17 protein-coding genes are annotated in these 17,809 nt (G+C 43.6%); 12 read left to right on the top strand and 5 right to left on the bottom strand.

Annotation, left to right across the window (positions count from 1 at the left end; translation table 11 throughout):
* The first annotated feature begins 807 nt into the window (after nt 1-807).
* The 6 genes from fdhD to B9N66_RS02525 all read left to right on the top strand — a co-directional run bounded on the left by fdhD (nt 808) and on the right by B9N66_RS02525 (nt 5,336).
* A complete protein-coding gene (gene fdhD, locus B9N66_RS02550) occupies nt 808-1,590 on the top strand; it encodes a formate dehydrogenase accessory sulfurtransferase FdhD (protein ID WP_087579762.1) in 783 nt (260 codons plus the stop codon).
* Nucleotides 1,583-2,350 carry a winged helix-turn-helix domain-containing protein gene (locus B9N66_RS02545; protein WP_087579761.1) on the top strand — a complete coding sequence of 256 codons (768 nt, stop codon included), beginning with the start codon at nt 1,583-1,585 and terminating at the stop codon, nt 2,348-2,350. Before fdhD ends, B9N66_RS02545 begins: the two co-directional genes overlap by 8 nt.
* Nucleotides 2,351-2,377: 27 nt before the next feature.
* Nucleotides 2,378-2,566, top strand: a complete 189-nt coding sequence (locus tag B9N66_RS02540; protein WP_004320751.1) for a hypothetical protein — start codon at nt 2,378-2,380, stop codon at nt 2,564-2,566.
* Between the two features lie 182 nt (nt 2,567-2,748).
* Nucleotides 2,749-4,074 (top strand): aminotransferase class V-fold PLP-dependent enzyme, encoded by a 1,326-nt coding sequence (locus B9N66_RS02535; RefSeq protein ID WP_087579760.1) that lies wholly within the window; start codon nt 2,749-2,751, stop codon nt 4,072-4,074.
* Nucleotides 4,075-4,125: 51 nt separating this feature from the next.
* Entirely contained in the window at nt 4,126-4,371 is a 246-nt protein-coding gene (locus B9N66_RS02530; RefSeq protein WP_087579759.1) for a hypothetical protein, read from the top strand.
* Nucleotides 4,356-5,336, top strand: a complete 981-nt coding sequence (locus B9N66_RS02525) for a hypothetical protein (RefSeq protein WP_141083428.1) — start codon at nt 4,356-4,358, stop codon at nt 5,334-5,336. Before B9N66_RS02530 ends, B9N66_RS02525 begins: the two co-directional genes overlap by 16 nt.
* Before the next feature lie 87 nt (nt 5,337-5,423).
* On the opposite strand, the gene tupA is transcribed toward B9N66_RS02525, so the two are convergent.
* Nucleotides 5,424-6,242, bottom strand: a complete 819-nt coding sequence (tupA, locus tag B9N66_RS02520; protein ID WP_087579757.1) for a tungstate ABC transporter substrate-binding protein TupA — start codon at nt 6,240-6,242, stop codon at nt 5,424-5,426.
* 74 nt (nt 6,243-6,316) lie between these two features.
* Between tupA and tupB the strand changes: the two genes are divergently transcribed.
* The 6 genes from tupB to fdh3B all read left to right on the top strand — a co-directional run bounded on the left by tupB (nt 6,317) and on the right by fdh3B (nt 12,746).
* Nucleotides 6,317-7,009 (top strand): tungstate ABC transporter permease TupB, encoded by a 693-nt coding sequence (gene tupB, locus B9N66_RS02515; RefSeq protein ID WP_087579756.1) that lies wholly within the window; start codon nt 6,317-6,319, stop codon nt 7,007-7,009.
* A gap of 93 nt (nt 7,010-7,102) precedes the next feature.
* Entirely contained in the window at nt 7,103-8,056 is a 954-nt protein-coding gene (gene tupC / locus B9N66_RS02510) for a tungstate ABC transporter ATP-binding protein TupC (protein ID WP_087579755.1), read from the top strand.
* Between the two features lie 301 nt (nt 8,057-8,357).
* Nucleotides 8,358-9,083 carry a TorD/DmsD family molecular chaperone gene (locus B9N66_RS02505; protein WP_087579754.1) on the top strand — a complete coding sequence of 242 codons (726 nt, stop codon included), beginning with the start codon at nt 8,358-8,360 and terminating at the stop codon, nt 9,081-9,083.
* Entirely contained in the window at nt 9,070-9,246 is a 177-nt protein-coding gene (locus B9N66_RS02500) for a twin-arginine translocation signal domain-containing protein (protein ID WP_084040950.1), read from the top strand. The genes B9N66_RS02505 and B9N66_RS02500 overlap by 14 nt, the downstream gene beginning before the upstream one ends.
* 46 nt (nt 9,247-9,292) lie before the next feature.
* Nucleotides 9,293-12,103 carry a formate dehydrogenase subunit alpha gene (locus B9N66_RS02495; RefSeq protein WP_087579874.1) on the top strand — a complete coding sequence of 937 codons (2,811 nt, stop codon included), beginning with the start codon at nt 9,293-9,295 and terminating at the stop codon, nt 12,101-12,103.
* Between the two features lies 1 nt (nt 12,104).
* A complete protein-coding gene (gene fdh3B / locus B9N66_RS02490; protein ID WP_087579753.1) occupies nt 12,105-12,746 on the top strand; it encodes a formate dehydrogenase FDH3 subunit beta in 642 nt (213 codons plus the stop codon).
* 196 nt (nt 12,747-12,942) lie between these two features.
* On the opposite strand, the gene B9N66_RS10050 is transcribed toward fdh3B, so the two are convergent.
* The 4 genes from B9N66_RS10050 to B9N66_RS02470 form a co-directional block, all read right to left on the bottom strand.
* The gene (locus B9N66_RS10050; RefSeq protein WP_374057414.1) at nt 12,943-15,186 is read right to left on the bottom strand and encodes a molybdopterin oxidoreductase family protein; all 2,244 of its coding nucleotides are present in this window, start codon (nt 15,184-15,186) and stop codon (nt 12,943-12,945) included.
* Nucleotides 15,187-15,619: 433 nt separating this feature from the next.
* On the bottom strand, nt 15,620-16,603 hold the full coding sequence (locus tag B9N66_RS09855) for a hypothetical protein (protein ID WP_257639752.1): 984 nt from the start codon (nt 16,601-16,603) through the stop codon (nt 15,620-15,622).
* 98 nt (nt 16,604-16,701) lie between these two features.
* A complete protein-coding gene (locus tag B9N66_RS09850) occupies nt 16,702-17,124 on the bottom strand; it encodes a hypothetical protein (RefSeq protein WP_257639751.1) in 423 nt (140 codons plus the stop codon).
* 34 nt (nt 17,125-17,158) lie between these two features.
* Nucleotides 17,159-17,425 (bottom strand): hypothetical protein, encoded by a 267-nt coding sequence (locus B9N66_RS02470; protein ID WP_087579750.1) that lies wholly within the window; start codon nt 17,423-17,425, stop codon nt 17,159-17,161.
* Between the last annotated feature and the right edge of the window lie 384 nt (nt 17,426-17,809).

Below are 17,809 nucleotides of genomic sequence, written 5' to 3'. Positions count from 1 at the left end.
AATCTCAATTTTTTAAAATTTGCGCTAAAATACCAAATAAAAAAACAAAAGTAAATTTCCCTATAAACCAAAATTTACTTTAACTTAATAAAAAATAATCGCTTCTAATTCCATCGTATAGTCTTAGAACTTAATATCATTTATCAAAACATCAAGAATAAACAACCCTTACATAAGACAATATGTTAGTACTTACTTAGCAAACTCAAATGAGTTTGCTGTAAGGTCTTGGCAGACGGCCGATATTTTTCTTTGTCTAGGCAAAAGAAAAATATAAAAACTTAGACGAAACCTTATCGCTCGAAAATGATTTTTCATCGGCAAAATGTCTAAGTTTTCATATAAAAAGCCCTTAATGAATATAATTAAGGGCTTTTTATATACGGTCGGCGTGTTTGAGTCATGCACGGGCCATATAACAGTAAAATACGGCTTGACAAAATTAGTTTTTTGACTCGACTCTATAATATAAATTTCCTTCTCGGTCTTACGTCAGGCCGCAAATTATATTTATGATTTTTCAAGATTTAACCTACATATGCGGCAAGTTATGTGCGATCTCGTTCTAGCCTTATGCTATTTTTTATTATTCCTTCATTTCTTATGCAAATAATAGATAATGATAAAATCGTGGTCAAAAATATCTTAAGATATATGCTAAATTCGCATATACAAATCATCATCAGATACCGATAAAAACGCGCTAAAATACGTTTAAGTTTTTGCTTGATTTAAGCAAGATTTCACTACAATCAAATCTTAAATTTAGATTTTCAAGCTATCATTTCGCAAAAATTAAGGAAAATCATGCAACCTATTTTTACGACCCAAATCACCAAATTTAAAGGCGCGCAAAAAAGCGTCGTTGATGATATTTTGGTGCGCGAGATCAAGCTTGAGATCTACATAAACGGCAAGCGTTTCGGCGCGCTCATGGCGACTCCGACCGATCAGGAGGCTCTAGCTGCTGGCTATCTCATCAGCGAAAATTTGATCGCAAGCCCTGAGGATATCGAGAGCATAGAGCTTTCAAGCGACGCTTTAAGCGTGCGGGTAAAGGCTAAAATCAACGAAAAGCGCCTCGAGCAGTTTGACGAGGAAAAGGTGATAATCAGCGGCTGCGGACGCAGCTCGACGGCAAATATCGACCCGGGGGCTATGGCGGCGCGCTCCGTAAAGACCGACGTCAAATTTAACAAAGACGAAATTTTGCGCCAGATGGGGCAGTTTTACACGCAGTGCGAGCTTTACGAGATGACGGGCTGCGTGCATACGGCTAAGCTTTTCGTGAACGGAGAGCAGTTTTACATCGGCGAGGATATCGCTCAGCATAACACCATAGACAAAGCCGTCGGCAAAGCTATACTAGCCGGCGCGCAGCTGCAAAATTCGTTTTTGATGGTGAGCGGCAGGCTCAGCTCCGAAATGGTCGCAAAAGCCGTCATGCACGGCATCCCAGTGCTCGTCTCGCGTACGGCTCCGACTAGTCTTGGCGTCGTGATAGCGCGTAAATTTAACCTAACGCTGTGCGGCTTTGCTCGCGGCGAAAACATAAACGTGTATAGCGGCGCAGAGAGAATCTATGAGTGAGCAAATCCGCGAACTGATAACAAAACTGTTAAATCCAAAGGGCAGGCTAGACTGCGGCGCGGCGTTTAGGATCGCCGCAAAGCTAGGCGTAGAGATCGGCGAGGTTAGCGACGAGGCTGAAAAAATGGGCGTAAAGATCGACAACTGCGAGCTGGGACAATTTGGCGGGCTAGAAAACGGACGCGGCAAATACACCGTGATGACGCAGCTAAAGCAGATGACCGATGAAAAGGGCAGAATCCTGTGCAAAGACGCTAGGGACGCGGCTGCGGGCGTGGGGCTAAAGACGATCCGATCAACGTTAAAAGACTATAAAATCGACGTAAAATACTGCCAACTGGGATGTTTTAAGGAGAAGAAAGGAAAAAAGATGAGAGTAAAAACCAAAACTTGGATAGAAAACGACGAGGGCGAGCTTATCTTTGGCAAGGGTAAAACCGAAGTCCTAGACGTCATCGCCGAGGTCGGCTCGATCTCAAAGGCCGCCGAAATCCTAGGCATGAACTATAAAAAATGCTGGAATCATCTGCAAATTTTGCAAAAAAATCTAAAAGAGGAGCTCTTCACTACCAAACAAGGCGGCGGCGAGAACGCCGGCACTACGCTAAATGAGCGCGCACACGAGCTCATAAACGCCTACAGGCAGCTACAAAACGACATCGAGGATTTTGCGGATAAGCGCTTTAAGGAGCTATTTTTGAAAAAAGACGGCGAGAAAAAAGACGCAACCAAAGACGACGCAAACGATAAAAATAAATAAAACCACATCAAATTTAAGGGAGAAAAAATGTACGTAAAACTAAACGATAGGGTCTATCTAAACAAAGACAAGATCACTAGAATAAAGGTAGATAGCGTCCAAGATGGTATCAGGATCCGCTTTTACGAGGGGCAAAATCAAGTCGCTAAAAGCGGACGCTTCGAGAGCGAAGCAAAAGCTATCGAGTGGCTAGAGAAAAATTTTATAAACAAATAATAAAATGGTCGTGAGCCGCTGCGGCTCGCGCTTCTGTGCTTTATCAAGTTAAATTTGCCGCTTTGCGGTTAAATTTGACTTGCTCAAATTTAATCTCCAAATTTACTAAATCATTTCCAACGCAAAAGTCCCAAATTTGCGAAAATTTACTATAATTACCGCATCAAATTTAAAGAGTAAAAATGGCAAATTTAGACGAAATAAGAAAAAATATCATACTAAAACAAGGCGTGCACTATTTTGATTTCGCGGCTTCGGGGCTTGCTTACGAGCCCGTAGAGCGCGAGATAGCGGACGTTTTAAAAACCTATGCCAACACCCACTCCGATAGTAGCTCGAGCGCGATCATCACGCAGAGGCGCTACGAGGGCGCGCGAGAGAGCCTGAAAAAGCTGCTGGGCCTTGACGAGCGGTTTTATCTCATCGCCTGCGGACAGGGCGCGACGGCCGCGATCAAGAAATTTCAGGAGCTGCTTGGCATCTACTTGCCGCCTGCGACCAGAAGCGCGATCGGCGAGGCGAATTTACGCGCCGCGCAGCTTCCGCTCGTGCTCGTTTCGCCATACGAACACCATTCAAACGAGCTTAGCTTTCGCGAGGGGCTTTGCGACTACCTGCGCGTGCCTCTTAGCGACTCTGGTGAGATCGATCTGATTGCGCTTGAGCGCATGCTGAAGCTAAACGCTGGACGCCGCATCATCGGCTCGTTTAGCGCCGCCTCAAACGTCACGGGCGTCGTTAGCGACTACAAAAAGATCAGCGAACTAATCAGAGCCGCGGGCGGTATCGTGGCCTTTGACTGTGCGGCTCTAAGCTCGCACGCAAATTTAGATTGCGACTACTTTGACGCAATTTTCCTCTCTCCGCATAAATTGCTCGGCGGACCTGCTAGCTGCGGGCTTTTGGCGATCAAAAAGGAGCTGCTTAACGGCGACGTGCCGACATTTGCCGCGGGCGGGACGGTCGCCTACGCCAGCCGCGAAGGACACGTATTTTTGAAAAACCCCGAGCAGCTAGAGGAGGGCGGTACGCCGCCTATCATCGGGCTTATGCGGGCAAATTTGGCCTACGCGCTGCGAAACGAGGTCGGCTTTGAGAGGATAAAAAGCGCCGAGGACGAGCTTGCGCTGCTTTTTGAGAGCGAGCTAGCGGGCATTGATGAGATCATAAACTACGCTCCAAAGGGCGCGCCGCGGCTGCCGATTTTTTCGTTTAACATTCGCGGCGTATCGGCTTATGATTTCGCCGCGAGCCTTAGCAACGACTTTAGTATCCAGACGCGTGCGGGCGTGATGTGCGCTGGGCCCTACGCTCACGATCTGCTAGGTATCAAAGAGGGGCGCATGCCAGAAAGCAAACCGGGATTCGTGCGCGTGAGCCTGCACTACACGCACACCGAGCAAGACGTGCTATATCTAGTTGGCGCGATAAAATCCTGTATCAAAAAGCACCGCGAGCTTTGGGGCGAGGAAAAGGCGATGTATGAGATGTTCGGCGGGAAAATTTAGCTTTACAATAGTGGTTAAACGGAAGTAAATAAGTTTAAGGAAATATAATAAATGAAAATTCAAATAATATCTTACTCCACAATATTTAAAATAAATGATCCGCACATATCTTGTACTATTAGCACTTTTGAACGTCCTAAGAGTTTTGATGAATTTGATATAAATGTTATAGATTTAAATAGTCCTAACTTATGGAGTTTCAGTCTTGAAGACCAAAAATGCAACAGGGCCATATATTGTATTAAAACATTAAAAGAAATTATGGAGAACTCTAAAAAAGCATGTCTATCATATTAATGCCTGCGAACACAAAAGTATCATTGCTTCGTTCTGGAGGCTTAACTGCTCAAACTATTTTAATTAAAGATATTATCAAGCAAATTAATTATGAACTATGCGAATTAACCTTGTCTTATGCGCGGCTAAGATATGAAATAAGTACAACAACCATAGACGAACAGGATTTTTATTCGGATTTTGTATTTGACGATGTAGATTACGAAACTATCAAGCGGTCTAATGGTGGTAAAAGCACAATAATAAAATATAATGAAAGACTATATTCTACTACCCTTCTCATAAAAAATACAGCCAACGATTTAGGAATTTTAATATCATTTATTCTTTCTAGATTTAAAAAATCCGATATTCCTGATTGGTTTAACAGTTTGGAATACTTTGATGATGCTGCGTTAAAAAATAAGCGTAGTGAATTATTGGATATGTATCGGCAAATTAAAAATATAGACGGGCAAATTGATAAAAATAATAGATTTAAATCAATCCTATATTCAACAGGAGATGAGCTAGTTGGTGTAGTGAAGGAAATTTTAGTAGATATTTTCAAACTAACAGACAGTCATTTTACAGATGTGAAAAAAGAAGATTTTAGATTCGAATTTGAAGATGTTAACTTTATGGTAGAGATAAAGGGAATAAATACAAACGTCAAAAATAGCAATATAGCACAGTGCAAGAAACACGTAACTGATTTAATAGCCGAAGACGATACCAAGTCTCCTGGCAATGTAAAAGGCCTGCTAATAGTTAACCCTCAACGCGACATAGAGCCTGGCAAAAGGGAGCCGATACATGCCAATCAAATAAGCTATGCAAAAAGTGAAGGTATATTAATAATAGCGACTTTAGAATTACTAAAATTATATCAAGCATACACTAAAGACGAAGTTGTTAGTAATAAATGTTTTGAGACGTTTAAAAATAACGTCGGAGAGTTTAAATTTGAAGAAGAGGCAAAATAAATTTTGATTTATAAAAAGGGCGCAAAGCGCGCCCGAATCACGCAAATTTAAGCCATAAATTCGACTCAAATTTGCGCGTAAATAAAATTAGTTTTTGCGACTGTTTGCGTCAGGCGTGAAAAGCGGCTTATCTAGCAGCTTAAAGTCACCTATAAATTTCTGACCCTCTTCGCTTGTAGCCCATTTTATGAATTTCTCTGCATTTTCGATGTCAGTTTTAGGGCAGTGTTTTGGATTTACTGCGATTAGAGAGTAGAAGTTTTTAAGATCGTTGTCGCCCTCGTTGATGATAACCATCTCAGGATGACCTTTTTGGTTTGCTTCATATTTAATGTAAGTACCACGATCAGTAAATGTAACGCCTTTTTGCTCAGCAGCAGCATTTATCGTAGCTAGCATACCTTGGCCTGTTTGCATATACCAGCCGTCTTTTTCAGGGACTTCACCAGCGATCTTTTTCCAGATGCCTTTTTCTTTATTGTCTGTGCCTGATTTATCGCCACGTGAGAAGAATTTGATACCATCTTTTTTGATAAGCTCAAAGCTCTCTTTTATATCTTTACCTTTAAATTTATCAGCGATTGATTTATCAGCGATAACGACGAAGTCATTATACATTACGGCATTTCTTTTTAAGCCAAAACCTTTTTCTACAAATTCTTTCTCAACTTTTGGTGAGTGAACGAAAAGTATGTCAGCGTTGCAGTCTTCGCCAAGCTTTAGTGCAGCGCCTGTGCCAACAGCTGTCCATTTTATATCAACGCCTGTTTTTGCCTTATAAACTGGATAGATCGCGTCAAGCAAGCCAGTGTTATCTGTACTTGTTGTAGTCGCCATGATCAGTTCATTATCAGCGCCAAACGCCAAAACTGCGGCTACTAGTGAGCCTAAAATAATCTTTTTCATTTTTCTCCTTTAAAAAAATTGTGATATTATAGCACATTTAAAATAATCTTAAGAAATATGCTAGGAAAGAATAATTGGATTTTTTACTTCACGGCTTTGCAGAAGCCTTTAATCTACTTTTAAACGGCAATCTTGAAACATATTCAGCCATCAAGGCTACCCTTTACACATCAAGTGTGTCGATACTTTTTGCCGTTCTTATAGGCTTTCCACTTGGTTTTTCGCTTGGATTTTATGACTTTAAGGGCCGCAAAATTTTACGCCTTCTAAGTGACACAGCTCTTGCCATGCCAACGGTTGCGATCGGTCTTATTTTATATGCATTTATCACGAGAAATGGCCCGCTTGGCAGCCTAAATTTACTCTTTACGCTAAAAGCGGTCATGCTGGGTCAGTTTGTGCTAGCCCTTCCTATCATCATCTCGCTTACTGCAAGCGTGGTTGAAAATATGGAGACAAAGCACTATCTAACTATCCTAAATTTACGCCTTGCGCCAGCAAAGCTAGTTTTTTGCGTGCTTTATGAGTTGCGCTACGCTCTCATGGTAGTTATCGCCACAGCCTACGGCAGAATCGTGGCTGAAGTGGGCATTGCGATGATGATAGGTGGCAACATCAAGTATTTTACCCGCACGATCACGACTGCGGTGTCGCTGGAGACGAACAAGGGCGAGTTTGCGATGGGTATCGCGCTAGCTTTGGTGCTCATCTTTATCGCGTTTGCCGTAAATTTGGCGATACACGCGCTAAAAAGGCTGGATAAATGAAATTTGATAAATTTAGAAAATTTACGCTCGCAAAAAGCAGGCTAGGCGCGTCAAATTTGAGCTCTTTTGTAAATTTAACGAGAAAGGCGCAAAGTGATAAACGTTAGAAATTTACGCCTAAACTACGGCGCGAGCGAGATTTTAAACATCCCGCACCTTGATATCGACGTTAGTAAAATCACCGCGCTAACGGGCAGCAACGGCAGCGGCAAAAGCACGCTGATGCGAGTAATGTCGTTTTTACAAAAGCCCACTAGCGGCGAAGTGCGGCTGTGGGGGAGCAGCGCGCCGAGTCTAAATTTACTGCGCGACGTTAGCATTTTGTTGCCCGAACCGGCACTTTTAAAACGCTCCGTGAGGGAAAATTTTAGAGCCGTTTTAAAAAGCCGCGGAGTGCTAGCGGAATTTAACGAAAGGGCGAGCGAGGCGTTAAATTTGGTCGGGCTTAACGAGAGCTTTTTGAACAAGCGCCACTTTGAGCTTAGCTCGGGACAGACGCAGCGCGTTAGCTTTGCGTTAAATTTGGCGCTTAGATCGCGGCTTTATCTACTAGACGAGCCGACAAATAGCGTGGACGTGGGCACCTCAAAGCTTTTCGGCAAGGCGGTGCTTTATATGCGGCAAAGATACGGCTGCGGCTTTGTGATCGCTAGCCACGACGACAAATGGCTAAGCGCGGTCACCGAAGAAAACGTCTTTTTACACAAGGGCCGCGTGTGCGAATTTGAGTACAAAAATATTTTTGACGCGCATGGCGGGGTTTTAAAATTTGACGAAAACGCGAACGTAAATTTGCCGCAAAATTTACGTAATGCCGTAAAAATCGCCGTAAATCCAAGTAAAATAACGCTAAGCAAAACGCCGATAGAAGGCTACTTAGGCGGCATCTTGCACTCGGTTTCGCTCTATCTTGGCAAAGAGCTTTTGGTGAAAATCAAAGTCGGCGACTTTTTGATTAAAACGCTGGCGGCGAATTCGCAAAATTTTAGAGTCGGCGAAAATATTTATTTTAAATTTGACGAAGGAGCGTTTTTGGGGCTTGAGTGAGCCCCGAAATTTTGCAAATTTCGCTCCTGATTTTAAATTTAGGCTCGTTTAACGCCCGTTAAAATAGCCTAGTTAAAAGTAAATATCAAAATGAAGCGTAAATGCAATATATATGCTGAAATTTCATATTTATTTTACCTCCTAAAATTCGCCGTAAGCAATATGCAACTAAGGCATATTTAAGCATATATTAATTTTTTTGATTTATTTTTTTTTAAGTATAAGAAATAAGCCAAAAAGTAGTATAGTTTCACAATCGAGAAAAATCTCAAAAAATAGACAAAAATGATAAAGGAAGGCGATGACTAGCAAGGGCGAATTTGCGGCGGGACGTGGGCTTTACTACTCGCTATTTTCGCGTTTTTTCGTTTTTAGCCAAGAAGCCGATAGATTTAGCGGCGTAAACGCGATGCTAGGCCTTGCCTCGGCGCACGCTCTAAACGAGGAATCGGCCGCCGCGATAATGCGCATACAGGCAAAATTCGACGAGAAAAATTCGCAAAATTTAGCGGATGAATTCGATGAAATTTTCCACGCTCTGCCAAGTCCGCTTAGAAACTCGCTGTCCTACTACGACGAGGGCTACGAGGTCGGGCACGCCTGCGCAAAAGTGCGTAAAATTTTAGCCCCCACAGACATTAGGCGCGACGAGGCTAAATTTAAAGAAAACGAAGATAACGTGGGCTTCGTGTTTGCGCTAATGAGCGAATTTATAGCGCGCGAGGGCAAGCGTGAGCTATACGGCGAGCTTGAGGAGCAGCTTTTTAAAGAGATCATAAACCCAAACATCGACGAGTTTATAGAGAGTCTTTTTAACCACGAAAGCAGCGAAATTTATAAAGACGTCGCAGTGCTTCTGCAAGGATTTATAGAGTTTGAGCGCGTAGTTTTAAGCGCGCCGCGTCCTATAAATCAAGGCAAAAACAAAAAGACCTTGGACGGAGTTTCAAGATCTGAGGCCATAAGAAGACAAAAAAACCGAGTGAGAAAGCTAAAAGCTATGGAGGAAGAAAATGCAAAAAAATAGGCGAGAATTTTTAAAAAAGGCGGGGCTAGTCGGCGCGGCAGCGGCTACGGCCGGAGTAGCGACGGCAGCGGCGTCAAACCTAAAATACGGCAAAAGCAAAAAGACCGAAGTGCTTTATAAAAGAAGCAAAAACTGGGATCTATACTACGAACAAGCGAAATAATAAAATTTAAGAAAGGATAAATATGTCTGAGGCAAATTTACGTCTTATGCCCCACTCAAACGCAGTCGGGCGAAGATCGTTTTTAAAAATGGCCGCGCTAGCGGGCGTAGCGGGCAGCATGAGCGGACTGGCCGCTAGCGGCGTAACTAGAAGCGCCACAAAAGAAGAAATGGCAAATCCGTTTCCAAACTCTAAAATCGTAAAAACCGTTTGTACGGTTTGCTCCGTTGGATGCGGAGTGCGCGCCGAGGTAGAAAACGGCGTTTGGGTACGCCAAGAGGTAGCTCAAGATCACCCGGTAAGTGCTGGCGGCCACTGCTGTAAGGGTAGCGACGTCATCGATATGGTGCGCTCTCACTGCCGTGTAAAATACCCGATGAAAAAAGTAGGCGGCAAATGGAAACGCATCAGCTATAAAGAGGCTCTTGATGAAATCGGTGCTAAACTAAAAGCGTATCGCGAAAAAAATCCTGAACAAGTGATGTTTCTAGGCTCTGCAAAAGATTGCAACGAACAAAGCTATTATATAAGCAAATTCGTAGCGATGTTCGGGACTAATAACCTAGATCACCAAGCACGTCTTTGACACAGCTCTACAGTCGCCGGTGTGGCGAATACTTGGGGTTACGGAGCTATGACCAATCATCTTGGAGATATCCAAAACGCGAAGTCTATCTTTATAGTGGGCGCAAATCCGGCGGTAAATCACCCGGTCGGCTTTAGACATTTTCTAAAAGCGAAGGAAAATAACGGCGCAAAGCTAATCGTGGTCGATCCAAGATACACGAGAACTGCGGCTAAGGCTGATTATTTTGCTCAAATTCGCACCGGCACGGATATACCTTTTATGTACGGCATGATGAATATCATCTTTCAAAACGGCTGGGAAGATAAGGAATTTATAAACGACCGCGTCTACGGTATGGATCTGATCCGCGAAGAAGCTGCCAAATGGACGCCCGAAGTCGTGGCCGATGTTTGCGGGATCAAAAAAGAGACGCTTCTTGAGATAACCGAAGTTTACGCCAAAAATCGCCCGGGATCGGTCGTTTGGGCGATGGGTCTAACTCAACACACCATAGGCAGCTCAAACACTCGTATCGCTCCGATCCTGCAACTAGTGCTAGGAAATATGGGCGTATCAGGCGGCGGCTGTAATATTCTGCGCGGTCACGACAACGTTCAAGGCGCGACGGATATGGCGAATTTGCCGACCGAGCTACCCGGGTACTATCCAAAAAACGAAGCCAACTGGAAATACTTCGCTAAGATGTGGAAAGTAGATTTTGAATGGCTCCAAAAGAATTTCGTTAAGCCTGAAATGATGTTTAAACCCGGATTTACGCTATCAAAATGGTGGGCAGGCGTGCTTGACGGTAAAAACGGCAACGAAGCCGTAGATAATGCCGGCGACAGTATAAAAGCCTTAGTGGTAATCGGCAACGGTATCACATCAACCGCGCAACAAGTAAAAGTAAAAGAAGGCCTAGATGCGCTTGAGCTTTTAGTGCTGGTAGATCCTTTCGTAAACGATGCCGGCGTGATAACGGACAAAAAAGACGACGTCTATATACTGCCTGCGGCGACGCAGTTTGAAACTAGCGGTACGGTCGTGGCCACAAACCGCAGCGGCCAGTGGAGAAGCCAGGTCGTAGAGCCTCTCTTTGAGAGTATGCCAGATCACGAAATTTTGTTTGAGCTTGCCAAAAGGCTAGGCTACTATGACGAGCTAACGCGCACGATCAGAGACGCCGAAGGCAAGATCGAGTGGCCTGAGGTCGCTACGCGCGAGATCGCAAATATAATAAAAACTATCGGCATGACGGGTTGGACTCCGGAAAGGCTCAAAAAGCACCAAGAAAACTGGGATAAATTTGACGAAAAAACAAGTCTAGGAAAACCGGGCACCGTAGTCGAAGGCGAATACTACGGCTTGCCGTGGCCGTGCTGGACGGAGGATCATCCGGGCAGCCCGATACTTTACGATATAAACAAGTCCGTTAGGCAAGGCGGTATGGGTTTTAGAAACCGCTTCGGCTTAGAGCATAACGGAGTTAGCCAATTAGCCGCAGACGGTAGCGCGCCCGTAGATTCGTTTGTCAAGGGCGGATATCCGGAGATCAAAAAAGATAACATCGAAAAGGTGCTAGGCATCACGCTAACCGAAGATGAAAAGGCTAAAATAGGCGGCAGCTGGATACATGACGATAGTAATATCATCGCTAAAAAATGCATGGAGAAAAACATCGCTCCGTACGGCAACGCGCGAGCTAGAACGATCGTTTGGACTTTTGCGGATCAAATTCCTCTTCACAGAGAGCCGCTGCATACGCCTAGATTCGATCTGGCGCAGAAGTATCCGAGCTTTGAGGATAAGAAACTTCAAAACCGCGTCGATACGAAATTTAAATCCGTCCAGCTAGCAAAGGACTACTCAAAAGAGTTTCCTATTATCCTCACGACGGCTCGCCTCGTAAATTTTAGCGGCGCGGGCATGGAGACGAGAGCTAGTATGTATCTAAGCCGTCTAACGCCTGAGATGTTTGCGGATATCCACCCTGAGCTTGCGGCTAAACACGGCATTAAAAACTGGGATTTCATCTGGGTTCATTCGCCTGAGGGCACTAAGGTTAAGGTGCGCGCTAGAGTAGTACCGTCCGTTAAACCCGACACCATCTTTATGCCGTTTCATTATGCGGGCTATATGCAAGGCGCCGATATGACTGGTAATTTCCCGGAAGGCACAAAGCCTTATGCGGTAGGCGAGAGCGCAAATACCGTCACTAACTACGGATATGATATAAACACTCAGATTCCTGAAACCAAAAGCGGTCTATGCCGCATAGAAAAGGCGTAAAATGAGCGAATTTAACGATAACAATAGACTTAAATTTTACTGCGACGACGATAGATGCATCGACTGTAACGGCTGTGCGGTAGCTTGCGACGAGGCTCACGAGCTGCCTCTTGGCATCCGTCGCCGCCGCGTCATCACATTAAACGAAGGCGTACCGGGCAAGGAAATATCGACCTCGATAGCTTGCATGCACTGCGAGGATGCGCCGTGCTCACTGGTTTGCCCGGTCGATTGTTTTTATATCAGAGCCGACGGCGTAGTACTACACGACAAAGATATCTGCATCGGCTGCGGATACTGCCTATACGCGTGTCCGTTCGGCGCACCACAATTCCCTAAAGATGGTGTATTTGGTGCAAGAGGCGTTATGGATAAATGTACGATGTGTGCAGGTGGTCCGCTACCGACAAATAGCGAAGCCGAGCGTGAAGAGTACGGCCAGGATAGAATTTCAGAAGGAAAGGTGCCGGTTTGTGCGGCGATGTGCTCGACAAAGGCGCTGCTAGTAGGCGAATCGGCTATGATAGAAAAAATCTACGGCGATAGAGTCAAGGCTCGCGGCTACGGCTTTAAAGACCTAAAACAAACTCCAACCTGGAAGCTCGCCTACTATGCTGGCGATAGGCTTAAAATAAAATCTTAAAATTTAGCTCGCTCTCGCCGAGATTGCAGGGGCGAGTAATCTCATCAAATTTGACGCGGTTTGTCTGCGTCAAATTTGACTCACGCTTCTTTAGCTTTATTAAATTTTACGCGGTAGTTCGTCAAATTTGAATGCGGGTAAATTTAAAATAAAATGGATAAATTTAAGTATAAAAGGGCGGTCTCCCGCCCTAAATTTATGCTCTAACAGGCGATAAATACGGATTTGCCGAGTGCATCGACATCTCGTTTTGCTCTCTAAATTTGATAAATTCCTCTTCGCTTAGACGCCTGATATTTGCTATCGTCATCTTTAGCGGCGTGATGCCCGAGAGCGGATCGGGATCGCCGGCGTTGGCTAGCTCGTTACCGTCGGCCTCGCTGTAGTGGAAGGTCGTAAATATCGTGCCTTCTTTTAGATCCGGATTTACTCGCAGTTTGGCGGCGATCTGACCGCGTTTGTTTTGTACGAGCGCGTAGCAGCCCTCCTCTAGCTCCCTCTCGCGAGCGATATCGGGACTCACCTCTATGAGCGCGCCCTCGATGCCAGCACCGTATTCAAGAGCCGGACACTCTCTAGTCATCGTGCCGGTGTGGTAGTGATAGACCTTGCGTCCGGTCGTAAATAGGCACGGATATACCTCATCAGGCACTTCACTAAGCGCGCCGCTACCGACTGGGTAGCCGTCCGGGATATTCATCTTGGCTCTAAATTCAGCCTCAGCCTTTGCGCGCTCCTCTTTATCATCTACGTAAAGTACCGGCGCGAAGCGGAATTTGCCGCCAGGCAGCATGGACTTGTGATCTGCGTAAAGCACCGGCGTACCCGGATGCTCCTCGTCCGGGCATGGCCAGCTGATACCGCCTAGCTTGCCTAGTCTATAGTAGCTGATACCGCCGAAAAATTTAGGCATAAGCTCCCTTAGCTCGTTCCAAATTTGTTCAGGGCTCGCAAAATCAAACCCCTCTAGCCCCATGCGGTTTGCGATGTTGCAAACGACCTTCCAGTCGGGCTCCACGCCGTTAACGGGCTCACTAGCCTTGCGCGTGCGTTGGACGCGGCGAGAGGTGTTGATAAAGGTTCCGTCCTTTTCACCCCAGCCCGCGGCAGGTAGCACCACATCGGCCTTATGCGCGCTCTCTGTGAAAAACAAATCCTGCACTATAAAGCAGTCTAGATGATGCACGGCGTGGGCGAAGTGCTCGGTCCAAGGGTCGCTCATTACGGGGTTTTCGCCGTAGACGTAGAGGACTTTTAGCTCGCCGCTATCCATTTTATCCGGCGCTTGCGTTAGCTTAAAGCCCGGAACCGGATTTAGCTCAAAGTGCCATACTTTGCGCGCTTGCTCCTGTGCATAAGGGCTATTTACCGCGCCTGCCGGGATTACGTTAGGCAGCGCGCCCATGTCGCATGCGCCTTGGACGTTGTTTTGACCGCGCAGAGGATTTACGCCCGCACCCTTTTTGCCCAAATTTCCGGTTAAAACGGCTAAATTTGATAGCGAAAAGACGTTTGACGTACCGTCGCTAAACTGCGTGATACCCATCGTGTAGCAAATCGCCGCCGCGCCTGCTTTAGCATACATCCTAGCTGCCTCTATGATGAGCTCTTTTTTTACGCCAGTTTCACGCTCGAAACGCTCAGGCGTAAAGTCCTTAACCGCTTCTTTTAGATATTCAAATCCCTCGGAGTACTTCTCGATAAACTCGCTATCTTGCAAATTTTCGGCGATTATGACGTGCATCATCGTATTTAGCGTTTTGATATTCGCTCCGATCGGGATTTGCAAGAAAATATCGGCTTTTTTGGCCATATCGGTGCGCTTTGGATCTACGACGATCATCTTCGCGCCTCGCTGAAGGCCGCGCTGCATCTGCATAGCGATGATCGGGTGGCACTCGCTCGTGTTGGTACCGATGAGTAAAAATACGTCCGTATCGGTCGCAAATTCGACCAAATCATTAGTCATCGTTCCGTTTCCTAGCGTGCTGGCAAGACCTGCCACTGTAGGAGCGTGTCAAAGACGGGCGCAGTGATCGACGTTGTTGCTGCCCTGGGCGCGGAAAAATTTCTGGAAAACGTAGTTGTCTTCGTTATTTGAGCGCGCGGAGCTAAAGCCCATGATCGAGCTTGAGCCGTATTTTTCGACGGTGGATTTAAATTTATCCGCGAGGAAATCATAAACCTCCTCAAAACTCACTTCTTCAAGCTCGCCGCACTTGTCATAGACGCCGTTTAGCTTTCTCATCATCGGTCGGCTTAAGCGTTTAGGAGAGTTTACGAACTCCCATCCGAACATTCCTTTTAAGCAAAGCTCGCCGTCGTTTACGTGGTGGTCTTTGCTGGGTTTGGCGTCTACGATTCTACCGTTTCGCACGATAAGATCGATGCCGCAGCCCGTACCGCAATATGGACAGGTGGTCTTTACGATCTCTTCCATTTTTGCTCCTTTCTGGTATTACTGAAAATTATGAGATTATTATACAACTGCAAATGTAAATTTAGTTTTAAAATTAGTATATTTTTTTAAGAATTATTTAAGTAATATGCAAATTTAGCATATTACTCTTTTGGCTAAATTTGTCTTTAAAATCGTATTTTGAAAGCAAAATCACATATTAGTCATTTTGATAAAATTTGTCCTACCGGTACCCACTCTATAACAATCTATTAAAGATTTCTTGCTGCCGATAACTTGCTTATATCTCCATCCCATCCCTACTGTATGCTTTGCCTTTTATCTCATTTTTTATCTCTGTAGGCTCATCATCCAGTAGCTTACTAAAATTCGGTATTAAATTGCTTATTTTTGAGATAAAATTAATAACCTTCGTTTTAAAGCTTTCTAATATAGTTAACTTATCCTGTAAATTTTATATCCTTTCGTCTTTAACTTTTACTTCTTCTCCTAGCTCAGATATTCTTTGAACTTTGCCATTTATAGAAGTTTGTAGTTTAACGATTTGTAGTAGCTTGCTTTCATTGTCTTCCTTTAAGGCATTCTCGTTACTTATCGACGCCTCCAGCTCTTCGTTTCTTTGTTTCAAAGACTGATTTGTTTTTTCTTTACTTTCTAGATCTGTATTAGCTTCTTCGAGCTTGCTTTGTAGGGCATCGCTTTGGTCGGCTTTTTGTTTTAGTTTATCTATTTGCGCTATATCAGCTTCAATATTTTCTAATCGGCTTTTTAATTTATTGTTTTCATCTTCTTTTTGGATTAGCTCGGCCGAGAGGTTGTTTATTTGCAAATTCCTATCTTTTATAATATTGTCTTGATTGTTTAGGTTCGCGTTAATCTCTTTTAGATTTTTATTTTCTTGGATTAGATTTTCATTGGATTGATTCAGCTCGTTATTTTTTGCAATTATCTCACCCTTGTTTATTAGTTGATTCGTTAGCTCGTAAACCCTTTGTTTTAGTTCTACGTCGGTAACTATACTTATATTATTTTGCATTTGATCTAATACTAAATTCGTAAGACTCGTTATAAAAGTCTTATCGTCCTCGATTTCCAATCTCAAATAGTCTTTGCCAAACATAGACTCTTTCTTTTTTATATACTTTCTTGCTTCATCGACTATGAATTGTCTAATTTTATTTTTAAACTTTTGCTCATTACTATACTCTTTTTCGGTTTTGTGCATTTGTTTTATATTTTTATGCCTCATCTTAGAGCCTAGCTCGCCGCGCAATGCTATGCCCTTAAACGCCGCCCCTCCCATTTCTTGCATACTTCTGCCAAATTTTAGCGTTTCGCCCTTGCCGTTAAACCTAAGATTTTTATGGTTTTCAAATTGGTAGTTCGTAAAAATAAGCTGATAATGCTTAGCCTTTTCGTCGTTATGTTCGCTAATCAATAAACACTTTACGCCATGTTTTGCACAGTACTATCTCGCAAATTCAAGAACTCTGTCAAGCGAAACTTGAGCATTAACAAAATTAACTTCGGTTTGATTTAGTCCTTCTTTGGGATCTTTGGACGCTCGGTGCCGAAACTTATGATCGCTTCGGAAAACCCAACCATGTTGTTGCGCCAACGATTCTTTACCGCCTTGCCGTTTTTATAGATTTTAGTTTGGGCTTCGTAGTCGGCTTTGATTTTTTCGTGGTATTCTCTCAAAAGCGTTTTTATGTATTTCTTATCATTAAATTCTTTATCTCCGGCTGCAATCTCTCGCATGTGGCCGTTGTTGTTATACTCGCTAAGCGCTATATATCTATTATTTCGGCTGTTACCTCTAAGATATCCGATCTTAGAGGCGTGTTTGATCTCTCTAACATTGTGCTCATACCTTATAATAGTATTTTTGAGCGTCAAGAATTCGCTTCTTACACAAAGAACTAGGCTGTGTCCGCCTATTTGAAGGGCATTACTCATTTTTAGTCCTTTTCTTTATTATCTACTATAGAAATTAAGAACATGTTTTAACCCTTTTTTGAAAAATATAAGTCGCAATGTTCGTTATCGCAAACGCTATGCGAGAATTCTTTGCATCTCCCATCTTTATATAACGCGAAATATCTCTGCCCTGCGATATACGAAGATCAAGAGTAGATACGCCGATGCCAAGAACCCCTGCGGTTTGCTTTCTGTCTAGAACTACCTTTCCTTTATATTGGCTAGATATGTGCTCAAGAAGCGTTTTGTACTCTACATCGTTATATAGTTCGTTAAGCATCCCATTTTCTCCTTATGCTTATTCTTATATAACTAATTATATGTACTTTTCATTTACTCTTGCTATTTTGAGTAGTTTTTGGATAGTTTTTGAAAAAATTTTTAATACCCTATGATTCCTTAGGGTATTTTAGAGTAATTTAGGATAAAAAATGTTTTCTTGTTTTTAAAAACAAAAAATAAAGCATCTTAGATTGACTTAGAAAACATGGCGAGAAATTGGAATATTAAAAAATTTCGGGAACAAATAGGGAACAAATTTTATAAAACTAAGAAAACTTAAAGCTCTTGAAACATTGTAAAAATCGGGGTTTTAAAAGGATTTTTGAATATAAATGGCTCCGGATGCTGGGTTCGTATAATACTATTTCTTAAAGTATTTTAT

Source organism: Campylobacter concisus, from assembly GCF_002165775.1.
In the GTDB taxonomy this organism is placed as follows: Bacteria; Campylobacterota; Campylobacteria; order Campylobacterales; family Campylobacteraceae; genus Campylobacter_A; species Campylobacter_A concisus_E.
This window is presented reverse-complemented; position numbering and strand designations above follow the sequence as displayed.